The organism is Brevibacillus sp. SYP-B805, from assembly GCF_011059135.1.
Lineage (GTDB): Bacteria > Bacillota > Bacilli > Brevibacillales > Brevibacillaceae > Brevibacillus_F.
The window spans coordinates 1-21626 of sequence record NZ_JAALGD010000007.1 but is presented as its reverse complement, the minus strand read 5'-3'; the positions used below and the strand labels follow the sequence as shown (position 1 = coordinate 21626).

General features: G+C 57.5%; 24 protein-coding genes and 1 pseudogene. 2 read left to right on the top strand and 23 right to left on the bottom strand.

All coding sequences use genetic code 11. The features are described 5' to 3' along the window. Positions 1-307: 307 nt before the first annotated feature. The 9 genes from wecB to spoIIR form a co-directional block, all read right to left on the bottom strand. Positions 308-1459: a non-hydrolyzing UDP-N-acetylglucosamine 2-epimerase gene (wecB, locus tag G3578_RS10335; RefSeq protein WP_165212334.1), complete on the bottom strand. Its 1152-nt coding sequence runs from the start codon at positions 1457-1459 to the stop codon at positions 308-310. 9 nt (positions 1460-1468) lie between these two features. Then, complete coding sequence (gene upp / locus G3578_RS10330; RefSeq protein WP_165212332.1) at positions 1469-2098, bottom strand: uracil phosphoribosyltransferase; 630 nt, start codon at positions 2096-2098, stop codon at positions 1469-1471. Positions 2099-2316: 218 nt separating this feature from the next. Beyond that, positions 2317-3564 (bottom strand): serine hydroxymethyltransferase, encoded by a 1248-nt coding sequence (gene glyA, locus G3578_RS10325; RefSeq protein ID WP_346773999.1) that lies wholly within the window; start codon positions 3562-3564, stop codon positions 2317-2319. Positions 3565-3597: 33 nt separating this feature from the next. Continuing rightward, entirely contained in the window at positions 3598-4167 is a 570-nt protein-coding gene (locus G3578_RS10320) for a TIGR01440 family protein (protein ID WP_165212328.1), read from the bottom strand. After that, positions 4168-4623 (bottom strand): ribose 5-phosphate isomerase B, encoded by a 456-nt coding sequence (gene rpiB, locus G3578_RS10315; protein ID WP_165212326.1) that lies wholly within the window; start codon positions 4621-4623, stop codon positions 4168-4170. Between the two features lie 257 nt (positions 4624-4880). Further along, the gene (locus G3578_RS10310; protein ID WP_165212324.1) at positions 4881-5327 is read right to left on the bottom strand and encodes a low molecular weight protein arginine phosphatase; all 447 of its coding nucleotides are present in this window, start codon (positions 5325-5327) and stop codon (positions 4881-4883) included. 31 nt (positions 5328-5358) lie between these two features. After that, positions 5359-5916 (bottom strand): manganese efflux pump MntP, encoded by a 558-nt coding sequence (locus tag G3578_RS10305; protein WP_165212322.1) that lies wholly within the window; start codon positions 5914-5916, stop codon positions 5359-5361. A 55-nt stretch (positions 5917-5971) separates the two neighbouring features. After that, on the bottom strand, positions 5972-7048 hold the full coding sequence (locus G3578_RS10300; RefSeq protein ID WP_165212320.1) for an L-threonylcarbamoyladenylate synthase: 1077 nt from the start codon (positions 7046-7048) through the stop codon (positions 5972-5974). Positions 7049-7235: 187 nt separating this feature from the next. Continuing rightward, entirely contained in the window at positions 7236-7979 is a 744-nt protein-coding gene (gene spoIIR / locus G3578_RS10295) for a stage II sporulation protein R (RefSeq protein WP_165212318.1), read from the bottom strand. Between the two features lie 178 nt (positions 7980-8157). Between spoIIR and G3578_RS10290 the strand changes: the two genes are divergently transcribed. Next, on the top strand, positions 8158-8673 hold the full coding sequence (locus G3578_RS10290; RefSeq protein WP_165212316.1) for a DinB family protein: 516 nt from the start codon (positions 8158-8160) through the stop codon (positions 8671-8673). Here G3578_RS10290 and prmC read toward each other — a convergent pair. From prmC to G3578_RS10225, 13 genes are all read right to left on the bottom strand, one after another. Continuing rightward, positions 8670-9569, bottom strand: a complete 900-nt coding sequence (gene prmC / locus G3578_RS10285; RefSeq protein WP_165212314.1) for a peptide chain release factor N(5)-glutamine methyltransferase — start codon at positions 9567-9569, stop codon at positions 8670-8672. The two genes, G3578_RS10290 and prmC, sit on opposite strands and share 4 nt — an antisense overlap. Then, positions 9553-10629 carry a peptide chain release factor 1 gene (prfA, locus tag G3578_RS10280; protein WP_165212312.1) on the bottom strand — a complete coding sequence of 359 codons (1077 nt, stop codon included), beginning with the start codon at positions 10627-10629 and terminating at the stop codon, positions 9553-9555. Before prfA ends, prmC begins: the two co-directional genes overlap by 17 nt. Positions 10630-10739: 110 nt before the next feature. Further along, the gene (locus G3578_RS10275) at positions 10740-11231 is read right to left on the bottom strand and encodes a sporulation protein (protein WP_165212310.1); all 492 of its coding nucleotides are present in this window, start codon (positions 11229-11231) and stop codon (positions 10740-10742) included. Positions 11232-11316: 85 nt separating this feature from the next. Next, on the bottom strand, positions 11317-11889 hold the full coding sequence (locus G3578_RS10270) for a thymidine kinase (protein ID WP_165212308.1): 573 nt from the start codon (positions 11887-11889) through the stop codon (positions 11317-11319). Between the two features lie 221 nt (positions 11890-12110). Beyond that, the gene (rpmE, locus tag G3578_RS10265) at positions 12111-12311 is read right to left on the bottom strand and encodes a 50S ribosomal protein L31 (protein ID WP_165212306.1); all 201 of its coding nucleotides are present in this window, start codon (positions 12309-12311) and stop codon (positions 12111-12113) included. A gap of 101 nt (positions 12312-12412) precedes the next feature. After that, positions 12413-13687: a radical SAM family protein gene (locus tag G3578_RS10260; protein WP_165212618.1), complete on the bottom strand. Its 1275-nt coding sequence runs from the start codon at positions 13685-13687 to the stop codon at positions 12413-12415. 72 nt (positions 13688-13759) lie between these two features. Continuing rightward, positions 13760-14668 carry a M23 family metallopeptidase gene (locus G3578_RS10255; RefSeq protein ID WP_165212304.1) on the bottom strand — a complete coding sequence of 303 codons (909 nt, stop codon included), beginning with the start codon at positions 14666-14668 and terminating at the stop codon, positions 13760-13762. A 69-nt stretch (positions 14669-14737) separates the two neighbouring features. Beyond that, positions 14738-16018 carry a transcription termination factor Rho gene (rho, locus tag G3578_RS10250; protein ID WP_165212302.1) on the bottom strand — a complete coding sequence of 427 codons (1281 nt, stop codon included), beginning with the start codon at positions 16016-16018 and terminating at the stop codon, positions 14738-14740. Between the two features lie 57 nt (positions 16019-16075). After that, the gene (glpX, locus tag G3578_RS10245) at positions 16076-17038 is read right to left on the bottom strand and encodes a class II fructose-bisphosphatase (protein ID WP_165212300.1); all 963 of its coding nucleotides are present in this window, start codon (positions 17036-17038) and stop codon (positions 16076-16078) included. Between the two features lie 14 nt (positions 17039-17052). Further along, the gene (locus G3578_RS10240; protein ID WP_165212298.1) at positions 17053-18339 is read right to left on the bottom strand and encodes a UDP-N-acetylglucosamine 1-carboxyvinyltransferase; all 1287 of its coding nucleotides are present in this window, start codon (positions 18337-18339) and stop codon (positions 17053-17055) included. A 125-nt stretch (positions 18340-18464) separates the two neighbouring features. Continuing rightward, positions 18465-19109, bottom strand: coding sequence for a fructose-6-phosphate aldolase (fsa, locus tag G3578_RS10235; RefSeq protein ID WP_165212296.1), 645 nt, complete (start codon positions 19107-19109; stop codon positions 18465-18467). 14 nt (positions 19110-19123) lie between these two features. Then, complete coding sequence (gene fba / locus G3578_RS10230) at positions 19124-19978, bottom strand: class II fructose-1,6-bisphosphate aldolase (protein WP_165212294.1); 855 nt, start codon at positions 19976-19978, stop codon at positions 19124-19126. A gap of 79 nt (positions 19979-20057) precedes the next feature. Continuing rightward, complete coding sequence (locus G3578_RS10225; protein ID WP_165212292.1) at positions 20058-20423, bottom strand: response regulator; 366 nt, start codon at positions 20421-20423, stop codon at positions 20058-20060. A 146-nt stretch (positions 20424-20569) separates the two neighbouring features. Here G3578_RS10225 and G3578_RS10220 point away from each other — a divergent pair, with 146 nt between their 5' ends. Continuing rightward, complete coding sequence (locus G3578_RS10220) at positions 20570-21373, top strand: lipid II flippase Amj family protein (protein WP_481752737.1); 804 nt, start codon at positions 20570-20572, stop codon at positions 21371-21373. 129 nt (positions 21374-21502) lie between these two features. Here G3578_RS10220 and G3578_RS20905 read toward each other — a convergent pair. Then, a pseudogene (locus G3578_RS20905) lies at positions 21503-21626 on the bottom strand (IS200/IS605 family transposase); the annotation flags it as partial.

The following is a 21626-nucleotide window of genomic DNA, read 5'->3' as shown; positions in this document are numbered from 1 at the left end:
GTCCATGAAACGCCTCAGCGTGCAGACAAAGTCCTTTTTTGCATGGGGAATGGTTCCTGCTCGCTCTCTTGACGACCCGCGAAGAAGCTGGCTTTTGTCCGCTCCGAAACGCGACGCGGGCAGGGGGCTCAACATCTGGGTGTTGCAAGGATGTGAGACTCACGCCCCCTGTGACCCCGCGTCTTTGTTTCTCTGCTGAGTCGGTCGTCAAAGGAGCTCGCTTGGCCCCCATTCCTCCATGCCTCAAACAGCCGTTTGCATCAGTCTGTAGCGTCCCTCGAAACGCCTCCGAATCGTTGTTGTCCGACTACGCTCTGCCTGGCCGGAAAGGAGCCGGCCGCTCTTCGCGCAGGCCAAAATGGTGCAGGATGGCCTCCACAATCCGCCTGGATGCCTGGCCGTCGCCGTACGGATTGGCCGCCCTGGCCATCGCCTCATAGGCGGACGAATCCCGCAGCAACTGGTCGGAGAGGCGATACACCTCTTCTTCATTCGTTCCGGCCAGCTTCAAGGTGCCTGCCTCAATCCCTTCCGGACGCTCGGTGGTGTCCCGCAGCACAAGCACCGGAACGCCGAGCGACGGCGCTTCTTCCTGCACGCCGCCGGAATCGGTGAGGATCAGGTAAGCCCGGCGCGCGAAATTATGGAAATCGAAGGCGTCGAGCGGATCGATCAGATGGATGCGCTCATGATCGCCCAATACCTCCCGCGCCACTTCCTGCACGGCCGGATTCAAATGGACGGGGTATACCACGGCGATATCCGCATGCTCTTCCACCAAGCGGCGAACTGCGCGGAAGATGCGCCGCATGGGCTCCCCGAGATTTTCCCGGCGATGGGCGGTCATCAGCACCATCCGCTTGCCCGCCACTTTTTCCAGCACCGGGTGCTCGTAATCGTCCCGCACGGTTGTCTGCAGGGCATCAATCGCCGTATTGCCGGTAATGTAGATCGCCTCTTCCGGCTTGTTCTCCCGACGCAGGTTTTCCGCGGAACCCTCTGTCGGAGCGAAATGAAGATCGGCCATGACGCCGGTCAGCTGCCGGTTCATCTCTTCAGGGAACGGCGAATATTTGTCCCACGTGCGCAGGCCCGCTTCCACGTGCCCGACGGCCACCTGGTTATAAAACGCGGCCAGACTGGCAACAAACGTAGTCGTGGTATCGCCGTGGACCAACACGATGTCCGGCTTCGACGCTTTCATGACCTGATCCAGGCTTTCCAGCGCACGGGTCGTAATTTGAACCAGCGTCTGCCGTTCCTGCATGATGTTCAAATCGATATCGGGCTGGATCTGGAAAATCTCCAGCACCTGGTCGAGCATTTGACGGTGCTGGGCCGTCACGCACACAATCGGTTCGATGAGGTCGGGATGCTTTTTCAATTCATGGACAAGCGGAGCCATTTTGATGGCTTCCGGCCTGGTCCCAAATACCGTCATCACTTTCAGCTTTTTCATCGTCTGCACCTACTTCGTTCCAAACAGGCGATCGCCCGCGTCTCCCAAGCCGGGTACGATATAGCCATGATCATTCAATTTTTCGTCCACAGCCGCCACATAAATATCCACATCCGGGTGGTCTTCCTGCACGACCTTGATGCCTTCAGGGGCCGCGATCAGGCACATCAGCTTCAGGTTTTTCGCTCCGCGCTGTTTCAACGCCGTCAAGGCCGCCGAAGCGGATCCGCCGGTCGCCAGCATCGGGTCGATCACGATCAGATCCCGCTCCTCGATGTCGGTCGGCAGCTTGACGTAATACTCCACCGGCTGCAGGGTTTCCGGATCGCGATACAGGCCGATGTGGCCCACCTTCGCCGCCGGGATCAGCTTCAGGATGCCGTCCACCATCCCCAGGCCGGCGCGCAGGATCGGGATCAGGCCCACTTTTTTGCCGGAGATCACGCGGGCCCTGCAGGTAGAGACAGGCGTCTCAATCACGGTGTCCTCCAGCGGCAGATCGCGGGTAATCTCGTAAGCCATCAGGGTTGCCACTTCGTCCACCAGCTCGCGGAATTCCTTGGTGCCCGTGTTCTTGTCACGAATAAACGTCAATTTATGCTGAATCAATGGATGATCAAACACGTATACGCGGCTCATCATTTTCCCTCCGTTTTCCGCATCCATACATCCTTTTCATCATAATGGAGGAGTCCGCCAACGTCAATTTTATAGAAATGTCAGTCGTTTATCCGCCGGCTGGCAAAGACGCTTCGCCAGCAAAAACGGCCTCCTTAAGCAAATGCAGCCTGCTTCAGAAGAAACAAGGCTGCATGCTGTTGATGCCGTCAGCATCATGTATGGATGCTCTTTTCAGCTTAGATCTCAAGCCCTTCGTACATCGGGAATCGTTTGCACAGCGCTGCGACGCGGGCACGGGCCTCTTCATGCTTGGCGGCGTCTTCCGGATTCTTCAGCGTCAGCGCGATAATGGCAGCCACTTCCCGCATCGCCTCCTCATCGAAGCCGCGGGTGGTAACCGCCGGTGTCCCCATGCGGATGCCGCTGGTGACAAACGGGCTCTCCGGATCGTACGGGATCGTGTTCTTGTTGGTGGTGATGTTCACTTCGTCCAGCAGATGCTCCGCCACCTTGCCGGTCAGGCCGAGGTTGCGGACGTCAACCAGGACGAGGTGGTTGTCGGTACCGCCCGAAACCAGCTTCAAGCCTTCCGCCTGCAGCGCCGCCGCGAACGCGCGGGCATTGTTCACGATCCGCTGCGCATACTCCTTGAACGCCGGCTGCAGCGCCTCGCCGAACGCCACCGCCTTGGCCGCGATCACGTGCATCAGCGGGCCGCCCTGCACACCGGGGAAGACGGATTTGTCGATGGCTTTGGCGAACTCTTCCTTGCACAGGATCAATCCGCCGCGCGGGCCGCGCAGGGTCTTGTGCGTGGTGGAGGTGACAAAATGGGCGTACGGTACCGGATTGGGATGCAGACCCGCTGCGACCAGTCCCGCGATATGGGCCATATCCACCATGAAGTACGCGCCCACTTCATCCGCAATCTCGCGGAACTTGGCGAAATCGATCGTCCGCGGGTATGCGCTGGCACCTGCCACAATCAGCTTCGGCTTGTGCTCCAGCGCTTTGGCCCGGACATCCTCATAATTGATCAAATGGGTTTCCGGGTCCACCCCGTACTCCACGAAGTTGTACAGCGTGCCGGAGAAGTTGACCGGGCTGCCGTGGGTCAGGTGGCCGCCGTGGGAGAGGTTCATCCCCAGCACCGTGTCGCCCGGCTTCAGGACCGTAAAGTAAACCGCCATGTTGGCCTGCGCCCCGGAGTGCGGCTGCACATTGGCATGCTCGGCCCCAAAGATTTCTTTCACGCGGTCGCGCGCGATATTTTCGGCAATATCGACATACTCACAGCCGCCATAGTAACGGCGGCCCGGATAGCCCTCCGCGTACTTGTTGGTCAGCACGGTGCCCATGGCTTCCATCACGGCGCGGCTGACGAAGTTCTCCGAAGCGATCAGCTCGATTTTGTCCCGCTGTCTGCCCAGCTCGAGGTTAATCGCGTCCGCGATCTGCGGATCCTGTTTACGCAAAAAATCCAACATCTCCAACTCCTCCTAGCTTTTATGTGAAGGTTAGGTGCAACGGTTGTTCGCCGGGCTGCGTTCGTAAACGGCCCGGGCCCCGCCGATCAGCTTCGGACGCGTACGGGCGGCTGTCACGTGGGCATGCCCGATCTGCTTGAGGCTCGGCCGAATCGGCACCGCCACGTGGCGCAGATGCATGCCGATCAGGGTGTCGCCGATATCGATGCCGGCATGGGCTTTGATCGATTCCACCACGACAGGTGATGCCATCCGCTCAAACGCGTGGGCGGCCATGGATCCTCCCGCCGACGGAACCGGAACCACGCTGACTTCCTCCAAACCGAACGCTTCCATCACGGCCCTTTCCACCACCAGGGCCCGATTGAGATGCTCGCAGCATTGAAAGGCCAAGGCAAAGCCATGCTGCTCGCGGATTGCTTCCATCGCCCGATAAAGGACGGCAGCCACCTCCTGACTGCCCGCCTTGCCGATATGCTTGCCGAGCACTTCGCTGGTGCTGCAGCCGACGACCAGGATGGTGCCTGGACGAAGTTGGGCCTGTTCCGCCACTTCCGCCACGATGGTTCGTGCCTGCTGCTCAACGAGTTCGAGGTCCACTTACCTCACTCCCAGGTGTTTCGCTTCGATCGCCTTTACTTTTTCCACGCGCCGCTCGTGGCGGCCGCCCAAAAACTCCGTTTCCAGCCAGATCTTGACGATATCCAGCGCCAAGCCGGGGCCAATCACGCGTTCACCCATGGCCAGGATATTGGAATCGTTGTGCTCGCGCGTCGCTTTTGCCGAAAACGTATCGTGCACCAGCGCGCAGCGAACGCCGGGAACCTTGTTTGCCGCGATCGACATCCCGATGCCTGTCCCACAAACCAGAATGCCGCGGTCAAATTCCCCGTTCGCCACCTTTTCCGCCACCGGAAGCGCATAGTCGGGATAATCGACCGAATCCTCGCAGGTGCAGCCAAAATCTTCATGCTCGATGTGCATCGACTCAAGCAGTTTCTTGATCTCTTCTTTGAGCCGGTAACCGCCATGGTCGGCGGCGATCGCCACTCTCATCGCGTCTCCTCCGCTTCCTGATATTCGTTTGTATTATACCTTATTTGACAGGCCGGCAACAGGTTCATGTTGAAATACCCTGCCGACGGAAGCCAACGCTCTACCCACTCGGCGATAGCTAACGCTCTACCCACTCGGCGATAGCTATCGCTGCGCCGAGTGGGGTCCCTCTCTGTGCCGAGTGGGATCCCTCTCTGTGCCGGGCGGGGTGACCGCAAAAAACAGGTCCTGGTTGACAAACCAGCACCCGCCCTGCGTTAGTGGGAACCTGCCAATTTCTGCCGCAGTCGTTCCAGCACCTGTTCCATTTCATCCGCACACTGTTTGTAGACGCCCAATCCCCCGCCAAACGGATCGGCAATATCCTTCGACCGGCCATCCACATACTCGCTCAGCGTAAAGACTTTGTCGGCCGCCTGCGGAAAAAACGACTGAACGAGCGCTTTATGGCTGCCGGTCATGGTCAGGACGAGATCTGCCCAGGAAATCAGCTCTTCGGTCAAGCGGCGCGACGTATGGTTATGGGTGATGCCTCGCTCGCGCAGCACCTGGATCGCATGTTCCGATGCTTTTTGTCCGTCATAGGCGGCAACCCCTGCTGATTTCACTTCGATGTCCAGGCCGTCCGCCTTTTGGCGAAACAGCGCTTCCGCCATCGGACTTCGGCAGGTATTCCCCGTACATACAAAGAGAATATGGCGCAACGCTTCTCACCTCCGCGTTATCCTACCCTTACTAAAACATAAATTTCAGGCCAAAGACAAACAGGATGAGCCCGCCCAATATCTCGCTGTACTCCCCCAACCAGCCGGCCATGCTGCGGCCCAGCAGCAAACCGAAGCCGGTCAACAAACACCCCATCATGCCAAACAGGCAGACCGCCAGGAGTTTATTGACCGCGATCAACCCCAGGGAAAAGCCGACCGTCAGGGAATCGACGCTCACGCTGAAGGCGAAGAGAAACAGGCCCACACTTTGCGTATACAGGATGCTGCGTTCCTCGGTCCGAAACCCGTTCCACAGCATATGCATCCCGATGGCCATCATGATCACGCCGCTGATAAAAATGGCCGCATTGCCGATCAATTCCGACAAGTACATCCCCACCAATATGCCAACCAGCGGCATGCCGAGGTGAAACAGCCCGATCGTGACGCTTACCTTCAGCACGTCCCGCAGACGAATGCCGACCATGCCGACTCCGACGCTCAACGAGAAAGCATCCATGCCAAGCGCGAAGGCGACCATCAGCAAGGTGATAAACTGGCCCCACTCGAACAACGAGATATCCAAGCTTCTTCCCCTCCTGTCTCTTCACCATATGCGGACAAGAGGGGAAACATGCGAATCAAACCGAGAGGAAACGGCCGCCCGCCGCTTTTTCCAACCGGTTCATGACCGCCATCCCCATGCCTGTGCGGGGAAATGCTTCGGCCACGATATACTGGATGCCCAGATCGTCAAACTGCCGCAAACAGCCGTATAGTTCACGGGCGACGCTGTGCAGGTCATGGCGCGATCCGCAGGCGAGCGCCACATCCACGGACGGATGCTCCCGCCAGAACCGGACGCTTTCCGCCGTCCCCAACACCCCGGTGGAAAGCCCGCTCTGCCGGGCTTGTTCCAGCATGGCTGCCATTTTGGCGCGCACGCGTTCCTCCTCGCCCGCAACCAGCCACATCTCTCCCTGCGGCGCATAGTGGGTATATTTCATCCCCGGGGAACGGGGGGTTTCCTTCCCGGCTTCAAACGCCGGGTCGACGGCCACCTCGCCGATCACCTCCTGCAGCTGCTCACGGGTAACGCCGCCGGGGCGCAGAATCATCGGCGGCTGGACCGTAAGATCAAGGACGGTCGATTCCACGCCCACCCCGGTGCTCCCGCCATCGAGGATCGCGGCGATCCGTCCCTCGAGATCCACGCGGACGTGTTCCGCTGTCGTCGGACTCGGCCTGCCCGAACGATTGGCGCTGGGGGCCGCAATCGGCACGCCAGCCGCGCGGATCAGCGCCAATGCCACTGGGTTGTCGGGCATGCGCACCCCAACCGTATCCAACCCGGCCGTAACGAGAGAAGCCACCTGATCGGTCTTCGGCAGCACCAACGTCAGCGGCCCCGGCCAAAACGCTTCGATCAACTGCTGCGCCGGGCCGGGGACTTCTCGGGCAACCATGGACAATTGCGCCATCTCGCCGATATGCACAATCAACGGGTTGTCGCCAGGTCTGCCTTTCGCTTTATATATCTTTTCCACAGCCTCATCGGACAATGCATTTGCGCCAAGGCCGTAGACGGTTTCCGTCGGGAATGCGACCACCTCCCCGGCTTGAATCAGCCGGGCTGCATCCACAATCTGTGAACAACTCTGAAAATCCTCCACATTTTTATCCACAACAAATACTTTGGTTTCTCCCGTTTTATCCATTCTGCTAGCCCTTTCTTTCCGTGGTTTGACAACGGTTCGTGTCCCTAGTATAAATTTTGCCCCCAAAGTTTTCAACAGCTTGTGGGTAACCTGTGAATAACTTCGCCGAGTGGGGTCCCATGCTGGTGTCGGCGGGGTCCCAGCAAAAAAAGCCTACCCGTTACGGGCAGGCAGGAGGGGAGCATTGTCAGAACCACGCAGCCAGCTTGTCCAGCAGATAGAAGCGCACTTCGACAGCGGGTGTGGGCCGCGTGGCTGTCACCATATTGTTATTCACAGCATCATCCACAGATTCCACCGCTTTTTCTTTCCAGCGATGCAGCTGGAGCTGTTCTGCGCGTACATTGTCGATCTCTTCCTCGATGATGTCGGGGTGGTCGGCTGCAGCGTTGTTCGCTTCCGGTCTTTCGGCTGTCGGGGAAGCTGTCACCGGCCTGACGGCGTCTCCGTTCGACATGTCGATGAAGCAGAGCGGCGGAAACAGCACGCACCACCAGTTTTGGCCCTTTGCTTCACCGATGCGGACCCGCACCGCTTCATAATCGCCGGCGGGATATACATAGGAGCCGTAGAGCTTGGTCGGGAACGGCACCTTTCCAAAATCCACAACGGCCCGGTAGGAAAAGCCCCTGTCGCGAATCGTTTGATCGACCAGCGCTTGCAGTTCGGGAACTTTCGCAGAGACCAGCTTGACGGCTTCGTCGTAGCTGTTGATCTCTTTCACCCAGCCGTTCATCTCTTCGACGATCGCGTCCCTGACTTCCCGTTTGAGCCATTGATCCTGGATGGAGTCACTGTTCGCGATAATGCGCAGACGGATCGATTCTTTCGGGATCGGACCCTGGTCCATCACATCGCCTGATGCCCGCTGTCCTTCCCAGCTCATCATCGCCACCACCAAAGCAACCAGCAGAAAAACGAACCGCTTCATATCCTGTCTCCCCTCAACATACCGATTCTCGTAATCTCTCTTTGTCTGTCAGTATGGACGGGAAAGGTGGCAAATATACGGGAGAAAATATTGAAAAGGTGCGCTTGTTGCTCCATTCTTTTGGAATAAAATAGAAAAAAGAGGATGTGAGCACATCCAATCATGGGAGGGATCAGGTATGATGACAACGCCCGCTTCACCATACGGCTACCACGTCTGGGCAACCAGGCAGGTTATCGAGCATTTGAAGAAGCTGCCCCGCAGCTTGTTCGACCAACTGGTAGAGAGCGTGTTCCCCTCGATTTCCAAAGCGCTGGGTCATATTTACAGGGTCGATTGCGTATGGCTGGCTGTCATGTCAGGCGACTCTTTCGAACAGGTGAGCCCCTCGATTGCCCGCTGGGATGCCGAAGTGCAGGGAATTTCCCTGGAAGAAATGGAGGAAAAACTGCAAGGGGTCTTTGCCCGCTATTTCGCCTTCCTTTCCGAACAGGAAGATCTGGAAAAAGAGATTCAGGTGAGCCATCCTTCTTACGGAAACCATACCGTCCGCCTGTCCGATATCATCCAGCATGTGGTCAACCACGGTACCTATCATCGGGGGAACATCACCGCCATGCTGCGTCAGATGGGTCATCCCGGTGTACCGACCGACTATATCTTCTATCTACTTTCGCTGAACGGAAAATCCTAGGGAATCCTCAGCCCCATCACAACCCTCTCGATCCCGGCGAGGTCCGGAACAATCGCCGTTTCGGAAATCACCCCGGACGCCATCAACAGCGCCGCTACGTCCCGGGCCTGATGAATCCCCACTTCAAAACCGACAAGGGCTTGTTCATTCAGCAATCGCGGCAGTTCGGCACAGATCCGCCGGTAGCAATCCAGGCCGTCATCCCCGCCGTCCAGAGCAAGGCGCGGCTCGTAACCCCGCACCTCTCGATCGAGTTGATCGACATCGGGACTGGGGATATACGGCGGATTGGAGGCCAGGATATCCAGCTTGAGACCGCGTTCCTTCAGCGGTTCCAGCAGGTCGCCCTGCAGAAAGGTGACGCGCTCCGACACGCCCAGCCGCTGCGCATTCCGTCCGGCAATCGCCAGGGCGTCGTCGGAGATGTCAACGGTCACAACGCGCCAATGCGGCCGCTCGCTAGCCAGCGTCAGGGAAATCGCACCGCTGCCTGTCCCGATGTCCGCCACAGCGAGCGGCGGGCTGTCCGGCCACAACCGTTCGGCATGCAGCAGAATCTGTTCGACCAGAATCTCCGTCTCCGGCCGGGGGATCAGCACACCCGGCCCCACCTCGAATTCACGACCGTAAAACGCCTGCGTGCCCAGAACGTATTGAATCGGCTCATGCGCCATCCGCCGCTGCAGCAGCCCTTCCAGTTTTACCATGTCACCGCCCGCAACGGGATCCTGCAGCGAAGCGAGAAAGCGGGTGCGATCCATGCCCAGGCAGTGGCGAAGCAGCAGCTCCGCTTCAAAGCGCGGATCTTTCGTCCCCGCCTCTTGTAAACAGGAAGAAGCCCACAAGAGGGCTTCCCGTACCGTTCGGCATGCGTCCATCTTACGCGGAGGTCGCATGGCTTTTCAACAGCTCCGTCTGTTCATGCATGATCAAGTGATCGATGATCTCGTCCAGATCGCCGTCCAGAATGGATTCCAGACGGTGCAGCGTGAGCCCGATGCGGTGGTCGGTCACGCGGCTTTGCGGGAAGTTGTAGGTGCGGATGCGCTCGCTGCGGTCACCCGTCCCGACCAGACTCTTCCGCTGGGCATCCTGCTCCGCCATCGCCTGCTGCTGATAGTAATCGTACAGGCGGGCGCGGAGAACCCGCAGCGCCTTTTCCTTGTTGGAGTTCTGCGACTTCTCATCTTGGCAGGAGACGACGATCCCGGTCGGCAAGTGCGTCACACGAACGGCCGATTTGGTGGTGTTGACGCTCTGGCCGCCGGCGCCGCTGGAACAGAACGTATCCACCCGGATATCCTTCTCGTTCAGTTCCACCTCCAGCTCTTCCACTTCCGGCAGCACGATCACGGTTGCCGTGGAGGTATGGATGCGTCCCCCGGACTCGGTGGCCGGGATGCGCTGCACGCGGTGGGCGCCGCTCTCGAACTTCAGCTTGCTGTACGCCCCATGGCCGCTGACGGAGAAAATGATCTCCTTATACCCGCCGATATCGGTGGGGTTTACTTCCATCACTTCCACCCGGAACCCGTGACGCTCGGCAAAGCGGGTATACATCCGGTACAGATCGGCTGCGAACAGCGCCGCCTCATCGCCGCCGGCCGCGCCGCGAATCTCCACGATCACGTTCTTGTCATCGTTCGGATCCTTGGGCAACAGCAGGATCTTCAGGCGCTCTTCCAGCTGCTCCCTGCGCTTCGTCAGGTCGGCGATCTCCGCTTTGACCATCTCCCGCATCTCATCGTCCAGTTTCTCCTCGAACATGGCTTTGGCATCTTCCAGCTGCGTTTGGACGGATTTATATTCTCGATAAGCCGCAACCGTTTCTTCCAGAGACGCCTGTTCCTTGGAAAGGTCGCGCAATCGTTTCGTGTCGCTGATGACGTCGGGGTCACAGAGAAGATTATTCAATTCTTCATAACGCTCTTCCACAGCAGACAAGCGTGCAAACACTGCTTTTCACCCCATCTTACAGTATGCCTTATAACAGTAAAAGTATAGGGGAATTCCGGCGAAAAGTAAAGGAAAAAGCCCGGCCTGGACCGGGCATGGCGCCAATTCCCTCAACGGTGGTAGCGATCATTGGACGTGATATGAAAATCATAGCGGGGCACCTTTTGGCGCAGGGCGGCGATCACCTGGCTCTCGATGGCGCGGGCCTGGCCCGCCGTCACGTTCGGCACCAAATCCAGGGTAACATACGCATTCGCACCGCTCAAGGTGATGCGGGCATGCTCTACCCCCGGCACGCTTTTGGCCATCATCGTCATGTTGTTGATGTCCACCTGCTGATTGCGTACCGCCGCATGGCCCATGAGCAGGTGCGGATTCTGATTGCGGCCCATGTAGGCGTCCCTGTCTTCGATCCGGGGGGCCTGCCGGTCGATGGTATCCTGATTGCGGTCACTGACAAACGGCGTGCGCTGATGAGGATCGGTCGTGCGTACGCCCATACTCCGCTCCTGCGGATTGGTGGGTGCCGAGCAGCCGGCGGCCGCGACAAGGGCTGCCGCACAGAGCGGGAGAAACAACTGCCGCTGCAAAAACCGTCGCATAGAAAAGCCTCCTTGCGTTTTTGCCTAGTTTGCGCAGCAAACGGGTCCTGCATGCAAAAACGAAAAGAGGCGTGCCGTCCGCATCCTATAGCGGCGGATTGGCGTGACACTTGCGGCATACCGGATAGTAGCGGTCATTGCCGCCGATCTGGATCTGCTCCCCGGTGTAGACGGGCTTGTTGTTCTCGTCAACGCGCAGGGCCATGGTGGCTTTCCGCTCACAGAACCAGCAGATCGTTTTCATCTCCTCGATCTTGTCGGCATACAACAGCATGTATTTGCTTCCTTCGAACAGTTCGTTCTGAAAATCGTTTTTCAATCCGAAGCCCATGACGGGGATGTTCAATTCGTCGACGATCTTCACCATCTGCAGAATGTGTTTCTTGCTCAGGAACTGAACCTCGTCGACAAGCACACAGCTGACCGGCGGCTCATGGTCTTTAACGATGGCAAACAGGTCCGTATCGTCGTAAATCGGGATCGCCTTTCTCCTGAGACCGATGCGGGAAGAGACGTATCCGACTTCGTCGCGGGTATCGATCGCCGAGGTAAAAATCAGGACGTGTTTGTTCTGTTCCTCATAGTTGTGCGCTACCTTCAGGATTTCGATCGATTTGCCGCTGTTCATGGCGCCGTATCGGAAAAACAACTGTGCCACAACCTTGATCCTCCTTCAAGCATGTCCCTTCCTATGATCAGGATATCAGGAACCGGCCGAAAAACAACTCTTGAATTAGAAAAACTCGGCTTGTCGCCCAATCCTAATGGCGAAAGCCGGAGTTTTTCTTATACTTTCAACCTTTATCGCGTTAGGTAACTTAAACTTTTTGAAAGTAAAAATAAAACCAGGCGGTTCGAGCCACCTGGTTCTCCCATCCCTTAGGAAAGATTGTATTTGCGTTTGAATTTGTCAACACGGCCGCCGGCATCCACAAATTTTTGCTTGCCGGTGAAGAACGGGTGGCAGTTGGAGCAAATCTCTACGCGAAGCGCCTGCTTGACGGAGCCGGACTCGAACTCATTGCCGCAAGCACACGTAACTTTCACAATGTTGTAGTTCGGATGAATCCCTTGTTTCATGATCTTAGCACCTCTTTTCCGCCCTGAATCGTCTGCCGAAACAGAGTTATAATAAAACACACATACCTGATAGTAGCATGAAAAAACCGTGAATGCAACCTTTATCTTCCCTGCGGCACCTGCTTCCGGCGGCGCAGCTCCTGGGGAGGAACATGCGTAAATGAGCCGATCACGACATCGGGCAGCTCCTCCTGATAAATCTCGATGGCCTGCTTCATCCCGAAAATCTCTCCCTTGGCCTTGGGGATCATCGCCAGGTAGCTCTCGGGATCAATGTTGAGGTTGCGCAGTTGAATCAGCTTGATGCCGGTACGGCGAATGAAGGCAATCATCGCTTCCATCTCTTCCTCGCGGTCGAACACACCCGGGAAGCAGAGATAGTTGATCGAGGTGTAAACCCCCTTGGACGATGCATACTCCGCCGAGCGGGCAACATGTTCCAGCGTGTAGTGGCGCGGGCGGTAGTAGGCGTTGTAGTGCTCGTCAATCGCGCTGATGATGCTGATCCGCATCAGATCGAGACCGGCATCGACAATCCCCTTGATATGATCCGTCAGCCCGGCATTGGTGTTGATGTTGATGTAGCCCATGTCGGTCTCGGCACGGACGCGCCGGATCGCCGGCACAATCAGATGAGCCATGGTGGATGGCTCCCCTTCACACCCCTGTCCAAAGCTGATGATGCTGTCCGGGGTCTGCAGGTGATGAAGCATGACCTGCACCAGCTCGTCCTCCGTCGGTTTAAAGTTCATCCGCGTCTGCGGCGACGGGAAGCCGCTGTCGTCGGGCTGCTCGGAAATGCAGCCATAGCAGCCGGCATTGCAGGTATACGAGACCGGCAGCGCCCCTTCCCAGCGGTGGAAAAAGTTGTTCGCCGCCGTCAAACACTCATACTCCAGGGCACAGTGGGACAGATGCTGCAAGATCCGGTTGTCGGGATACAGTGCCAGCGTCCGCTCCACTCGTTGGCGCAGCTCGTCCATCGGAGCATTCAGCGGGTTCCATTGATGAGGATCGTCGCTTTGGCGGCCGGCAATCCAGAAGGCGTCATCTTTCCACACCACCGCGGTATACCCGAATAACGGCAGCTTGCTTTTTTTATCGGTCTTCACATAGCCGGGAAGCAGCAAGCGGGTGTATCCCTGCGGAATGAGCGCCCCCACGGCGGTATAGCCGTCCAGCTTCACCATCTCGCCGGTATCCGGGTCCATGCCCACCGGCGCAGTACCGGGCAGGCTGACCAGGGTGGCGCCGTCCGGGAGCGGGATCAGCTCTTCTTCCAGGATTTCCGTCAACATCTCGCCGTTTCGGCCTACAGCAAACAGGTCGGGGTGGTCAAATACCCGTCCCTTCTGATCCGCATATACCAGGAACATCGTATAAATCCGCCTCTCTTCTTTGCTGTAGCCCATTGTAGCGCAACCGGGGGGCAATGTAAATGCGAGGGGTTATCTTCCCAGGTAGCGCAGCGGGTTGATCGGAATATTATCCTGCCTCACTTCAAAATGAAGGTGATAGCCGGTGGAATCGCCGGTTTTTCCCATATACCCCAGGATCTCGCCCTGGTTGACGATCTGGCCGACGTTGACGATGATCTTCCGCAAGTGCGCATAGTAGGTCTGCAGGCCGTTTCCATGATCCAGGATCACAATGTAGCCGTAGCCGCCATGGTTGGCCCCCGCTTCGACCACCGTGCCTTCCTTCGCCGCATAGATCGGCGTCTTGCCCTCGTCTTTGTTCCACAGATCCACGCCCTTGTGCATTTGCCCCCAGCGCACGCCAAAACCGCTGGTAATCGTCGCCCCTTTCACCGGCCAGTCCATCAAGCGGCTTCTGGTCGCTTTGCGGCTTGCCGCCTGGGCCAACTGCCGGCGCAGCCCGGTATCGCCTGCCAGCGCTTGCTTGCTTGGGGGAACGGGTACATACAAAATTTGGCCGACATACAAATTGTCGGGCAGATAGGCCAACAGCGGGTTGCGCCCGATCAGCACTTCCTTTCTGACATCGTAGCGCTTGGCGATCTGGTCCAGCGTCTCCCCCCGCTCGACCACATGCGTGATCTCGTCCCGTTTGATCTGCAGCTTCATCCCGATGCCCACCAGGTCGGGGGTATGAATCTTGTTTTCGTCTATCAGGTCCTGCAGGCTGATCCCGTATTTGTAGGCAATTTCCGAGAGCGTATCCCCCTTTTGTACCGTATAGGTGACAACGGAGCCGCGCGCGGCTTTCGGCATCTTCTCCCTGCCCAAGGAGGAAAACGGATTGAACGCCTTCAGTAGGGTCTCTTCCACAACGGCGCGCTTTGCTTCCTCCCGCGAGCTCCAGTTGGGCGGCACCTGCGTGTAGTCGACACCCATTGCCTATCCCTCCCTTATTACTCTATGCATACTACCTTATGCAACAAGAAAGAAAAAATGACGGTAAGCTTAACTTACCGTCACACCGGATTGCTTGGCAGAGCTGCGCGCCGGTTTGGCTTCGATGGATTGGAAAAACTCGGCGTTGGTCTTGGTCTCCGCCAGCTTTTTGATAAACGACTCCACATAATCGTGGCTTTCATTCATGTTCTTGCGGATTGTCCACAGTTTATCCAGCTCGTCCTTGGTAAGCAGCAGTTCCTCCCGCCGGGTGCCGGAACGGCGAATATCGATCGCCGGGAAGATGCGCCGCTCGGCCAGTTTGCGGTCGAGATGCAGCTCCATGTTGCCGGTTCCTTTAAACTCTTCATAAATCACATCGTCCATCCGCGAGCCGGTCTCAATCAACGAGGTGGCCAGAATGGTCAGGCTGCCGCCTTCTTCCACGTTGCGCGCGGAGCCGAAGAACCGCTTCGGCCGGTGGAACGCCGCCGGGTCAATCCCCCCGGACAACGTTCGTCCGCTTGGCGGAATCACCAGGTTGTACGCCCGTGCCAGGCGCGTGATGGAGTCGAGCAGAATGACCACGTCTTTTTTATGCTCCACCAGGCGTTTCGCCCGCTCCAGGACAAGCTCGGCCACCTTGATGTGGTTTTCCGGCAGCTCATCGAAAGTGGAGGCGATCACTTCCCCTTTGACCGAACGCTGCATGTCGGTCACTTCCTCCGGCCGTTCATCGATCAACAGCACGAACAGCTGAATATCCGGATAATTCTCGGTAATGCTGTTGGCAATCTCTTTTAACAGCACGGTTTTCCCGGCCTTCGGCGGCGCGACGATCAAGCCGCGCTGGCCCAGTCCAACAGGGGCTATCATGTCGATCAAACGAACGGAAATACGGTCGGGCGTTGTTTCCAGCACAAGCTTCTGTTGGGGGTAAAGCGGTGTGAGGGCGGGGAAATGAAGGCGTTCGGAAGCCAGTTCCGGATCTTCTCCGTTCACGGCCTCCACCTGCAGCAGTCCGAAGTAACGTTCGTTTTCTTTCGGCGGGCGAACCTTCCCGGATACCAGATCCCCATTGCGGAGATCAAAGCGCCTGATCTGCGACTGGGAGATGTAGATGTCCTCCGAGCTGGGGAGGTAGTTGATCGGCCTTAGGAAACCGTATCCTTCCGGCAGGATCTCCAGCACTCCCTCCATGAACATCAAGCCGTCGCGTTCCGCCTGCGCGCGCAGGATGGCAAAAATGAGCTCTTTCTTTTTCATTTGCGAGTAATACGGTATTTGAAACTCCTTCGCCAGTTTATACAGGTCCGTCAGTTTCTTTTCTTCCAATTCTGAGAGCAACACGTATAAATCCACCACTTTTCATTGAACTCTAATTCCTATTCTCGTCCGATCCAGGCGTTACAATACGAGGCGGGGCTTGCGCTCCAAGCGATGGTTTCCTTCAATGAAACGAACCGTGCCCGTTTTGGCCCGCATCACGACGGAATGCGTGGTCGCCCGCGTTCCCTGAAAACGGACGCCGCGCAACAGCTCCCCGTCCGTCACGCCGGTCGCGGCAAAAATCGCATCGTCCCCTTTGACCAGATCGTCCATGTACAGGACCTGCTGCGGATTGGACAGCCCCATGAGCCGACAGCGTTCCCATTCCGCTTCATTCTGCGGCAGCAGCCTTCCCTGAATCTCGCCGCCGAGACATTTCAAGGCAACCGCCGCCAGCACCCCTTCCGGAGCACCGCCGCTCCCAAACAGGATATCCACCCCGGTCTCGGGGAAGCAGGTGTTGATGGCCGCTGCCACATCGCCGTCCGGAATCAGCTTGATGCGGGCCCCTGCCTGGCGAATCTCATGAATGATCTGCTGATGGCGGTCCCGGTCAAGGACGATCGCGACCAGATCGCTCATATCTTTGCCGACGGCTTGAGCAACCGCTTTCAGATTATCCTCGATGGGAGCATTGATGTCTACCTTGCCCACCGCTTTGGGTCCAACGGCAATCTTCTGCATGTACATGTCCGGCGCGTGCAGCAGGTTGCCGCGGTCCGCGATGGCGATGACGGAGATGGCGTTCCAGGTGCCTTTTGCCACGATGTTGGTGCCTTCCAGCGGGTCAACCGCCACGTCCACCATCGGCGCGACCCCCTGGCCCAGCTTCTCCCCGATATAAAGCATGGGAGCCTCGTCCATCTCTCCCTCGCCGATCACGACGACGCCATCCATCGGCACGTTTTCAAATTCCTTGCGCATGGCCGTAGTGGCTGCCTCGTCGGCTTCATCCTTTTTGCCCAGACCCATCCAGCGTGCGGATGCCAGGGCAGCTGCTTCCGTAACGCGTACCAGTTCAAGCGTCAAACTGCGTTCCATCCAGACAGCCTCCTTCAGCGCGTATTCGTTTCGTTCCGCCCCGTATCGCGGGTGACCTTCCGCAGCACCTCTGCGCCCAGGCTTGTCAGCTTGCCCACCAGATTCTCATACCCGCGATCGATATGTTCCAAACCCTCCAGTTCGGTCAGGCCGTTTGCTACAAGTCCGGCCACGATCAAGGCTGCGCCGGCGCGCAGATCGCTCGCCACCACCTTGGTGCCGTGCAGCCGGGCGCCCCCGTCCACAACGGCCGAGCGGCCCTCCACCTTGATGGAGGCCCCCATGCGCCGAAGCTCATCCACGTGGCGGAACCGGGCGGAATAGATATTGTCGGTCAGGATGCTTGTACCTTTCGCCTGGGTCAAGAGCACCGTGATCGGCTGCTGCAGGTCGGTCGGAAAACCCGGATAGGGACTCGTCTTCACATCGACCGCCCGGTATTTCTCCTGTCCCACCACACGAATCGTATCGTCGGCTTCCTCCACCACCACTCCGATCTCCCGGAGCTTGGCCGTTACGGATTCGAGATGCTTGGGGATGACGTTTTCCAGGGTCACATCGCCCCGCGTCGCCGCTGCGGCAATCATATAGGTGCCCGCCTCGATCCGGTCGGGAATAATGGTGTGACGGCAGCCGCTCAGCTTATCCACGCCCTTGATGCGGATCACATCGGTGCCCGCTCCCTTGATATTGGCTCCCATGTTGTTCAGCAGCGTTGCCACATCCACGATCTCCGGTTCACGCGCGGCATTCTCGATGATCGTGGTGCCTTCCGCCCGGGTTGCCGCCAGCATGATGTTGATCGTTGCCCCGACGCTTACCAGATCCAGATAGATGCGGGCTCCTTTCAGCTTCTTCGCTTTCAGGACCAGCATGCCATTCTGGTTCTCCACCTTGGCCCCCAATGCCTGAAACCCCTTGATGTGCAGGTCAACCGGGCGCGGTCCCAGGTCGCAGCCCCCCGGCATGCCCACCCGCGCCTCGCCAAATTTCCCCAGCAGCGCCCCCCACAGGTAATAGGAAGCCCTAAGCTTTTTCACCTTGCCGTTGGGCATCTGCACCGGGTTCAGCGGGCGTCCGTCGATTTCCATCCAATCGTCTTCATACAAGACATCGGCCCCCATCTCTTTCAGCAGTTCCGCATAAATCCCGACATCCTGGATATGGGGCAGATTCTCGATCACAACCGGACCATCCGCCAGCAAAGCGGCCGGAATCAACGCAACCGCGCTGTTCTTGGCCCCGCTGACGGAAACCGTCCCTTGCAGAGGTTTCCCTCCTTTGATGATCAGCTTCTCCATGTTCCGTTCTCCTCAGGCATTCAGTCTTGTTCTCGTCTCTGCGTTCCGATTACGGGTCAGTCTTGTTCGGGAAAGAAGCACCTTCTCCCGTGGAAAAGGTGCCTCACTGCTACGTACGGGTTTGTTTACTTTTGCATGCTAGCCCAATCAGCCAGGAATTTCTCCAGCCCGCTGTCCGTCAGCGGATGCTTCAACAGCTGCTTGAACACTTTGTAGGGAATCGTCGCATACTCGGCTCCGCGGCGCGCCGCCTCTGTCACATGGACAGGGTGACGGATGCTGGCTGCGATGATTTCCGTTTCAATGCCGTGAACGGCGAAAATCTCGGAAATATCGGCGATCAGCTGCATGCCATCGTGACTGATGTCATCCAGCCTTCCCAAAAACGGGGAGACGTAGGTGGCGCCGGCGCGGGCGGCAAGCAGGGCCTGATTCGCCGTAAAAATCAACGTGACATTGGTACGGATTTTCCGTTTGGCAAAATATTTGACGGCTTTCAACCCTTCTTCCGTCATCGGGACTTTGATCACGATATTTTTCGACAGGGATGCCAGCTTTTCGCCTTCCTCGATCATGCCTTTCGCGTCCGTGCTGATCACTTCCGCACTGATCGGACCATCCACGATATCGATGATCTCTTTCAGCGTCTCAATAAAGTCGCGCCCTTCCTTGGCGACCAGGGACGGATTGGTGGTAACTCCCGCCACGACGCCCCATTCGTGAATTTCGCGAATCTCGTCAACATTGGCTGTATCGATAAAAAATCGCATCGCTACCCTCCTGCTTATGCGCGGTTGCTGCTGCCGAACAGACGCATTTTACCGATGACCACTTCCTTGATCGCCTCACGTGCCGGCCCGAGGTATTTGCGCGGGTCGATCTCGTTCGGCTTGGCGGCCAGGATTTTGCGGATGGTTTCCGTACAAGCCACTTGGTTTTCGGTATTCACATTGATTTTGCCCACGCCTGCGGCAATGGCTTTCCGGATCGATTCGTCCGGCACACCCGAGCCCCCGTGCAGAACGATGGGAGCCCCGATGTTGCTTGCAACCTCTTCAATGATGTCGAAGCGGATCTTCGGTTCTCCTTTGTACATGCCATGGGCGGTCCCCACCGCAATCGCCAGATAGTCCACCTGAGTCTCTTCCCAGAAGCGGATGGCTTCCGCCGGGTTGGCCAGCGCCGCGTCTTCCTCATCAACGGAGAGATCATCCTCCACGCCACCGATGGTACCGAGCTCGCCTTCCACGGAGACGCCCACCGCATGTGCCGCTTCAACCACCTTTTTGGTCAGGCGGATGTTTTCCTCCAGCGGGTAGTGGGATCCGTCAAACATGACGGAAGAGAATCCGGCGCGGATGCATTTCATCACGACGTCGAAGCTGCTTCCATGATCAAGGTGCAGGGCCACCGGAACACCTGCGCGTTCCGCTGCCGCTTTGGCGATGGCAACGGTATAATCAAGCCCCATGTATTTCAACGCGCCTTCGGATACGCCGAAGATCACCGGCGACTTCTCTTCCTTCGCCGCTTCCGTGATGGCTTGGGTAAACTCGAGGTTGTTCAGGTTAAATTGGCCAACTGCATACTTGTGTTTCTTTACGTCTTCCAAAAAAGCAGTCATCGGTACGAGTGGCATAATCTGATCCTCCCATTTCTGTACTCTACGGTCCAATGAGCATAATTATACCACAAGCACGACGCCGTTAACAGGTATGCTAGCAGGCAAGCTGCTGGCTGACGGCCTGGCGCAGTTCGTCAATGTCAAACGGTTTGGTGAAGTGGGTAAGCGCTCCCAATTGGGTGGCTTCCTTGATCATGTCCAGCTCCCCGTAGGCCGTCATCATGATCACTTTGATGTCCTTGTTGATCTTCTTGATGTGTTTCAGGATTTCAATCCCGTCCATCCCGGGAATTTTCATGTCGAGGATGACCAAATGCGGTGACTCTTTCTCCACTATTTCCAGCGCGATTTTGCCGTTGGCTGCCTGAAAAGTGGTGTAGCCTTCCTTGCCAAGCACCTCGTACAACAGGATGCGAATGCCATATTGGTCGTCAACTATCAGCACTTTTTTATCCCGCATTTCCATCATCCTCCTGAACCGTCAATTTCCTAATGATTTCATTCGCGTTCCGGCAGGAAAATCCTCCCTTCTTTCTTATTTTTTCGCTTTCCGTCCCGCAGCGCGATATAATTATTCCAACTCTTGGCACAAGGGAGGATGGCCGTTTGGTTACCCAGATGATGCTGATCCTGCTGTTTACGTTCATTATTCATATGACCGAGACGCTTTCCTATGCCGTTCGGCTGGCAGGCGTGCGCACCGGCAAGCTGGCGGTCGCCCTCTCGCTGACGGGCATCATTCTGTTGATCTCCCGCACGTCCAATCTTTTTCTCGCGCCCTTAAACGGGGGATTAATCGGTTACGCCCAGCGGATGCATGTGGATGTGGAACCCCAGTTTCGCCTGATGATCAGCGCCGCTTCTCTGGGAACAGCGGCCGCCATCCTGCTCATGCCCACGTGCGTCCGGCTGGCGTCGCGGGCCATCGCCCATCTGGAAGTGGCCGGCTCCATTCCGCAGCTGTTAAAAACCTCTGTTACCGTCTCGCGCATCAAACAGGTATCCCATCACATCCGGCTGCCCAATCGCGGGATGCTCTCCGCATTTCGCCTCGCCGGGATTCCCAAGCGGCTGCTCCTGCTCAACGGACTGGTCACCGCCATCTATACCATCGGGGTCCTGTCCGCCTTGTACGCCGCCCTTCTCTACCCGGAGTACCGCGAAGTCGCGATGAATTCGTCCGGCCTGATCAACGGCATCGCCACGATTATTTTCACGGTGCTGGTGGACCCGCAGGTTGCGCTGATCACGGACCGGACCATGAAAGGGGGCGGAGATGGGGATCTTCTGGCGCGGATGTTTGTCTACTTGATGCTGTCCCGTTTTGCCGGCACGATGCTCTCCCAACTGTTGTTTCTGCCCGCCGCCCATTGGATCGCCTGGATCAGCCCTTTCTTCTCCGTCAAGTAGTCATAACCACCGGCTTAGCCGGTGGCTTCCATTAGCCCTATAAGGGCATGTTGCAAGCAAGCGCCTCAAAGGCGCGCTGAAAGTCTGCCAACCGCGTGTTGCCTCGGGCCGGCCCCTAAAGGGGCCACTTTACCTGCCCTTTTTCACCGACTCACCCGTAAACGGGTCGATCAGTTCTTTCATCGTTAATTGCTCATAATTTTTGTCCTCCACTAACTGGTTACGGATATATTCCTCAATTACCTTTTTATTT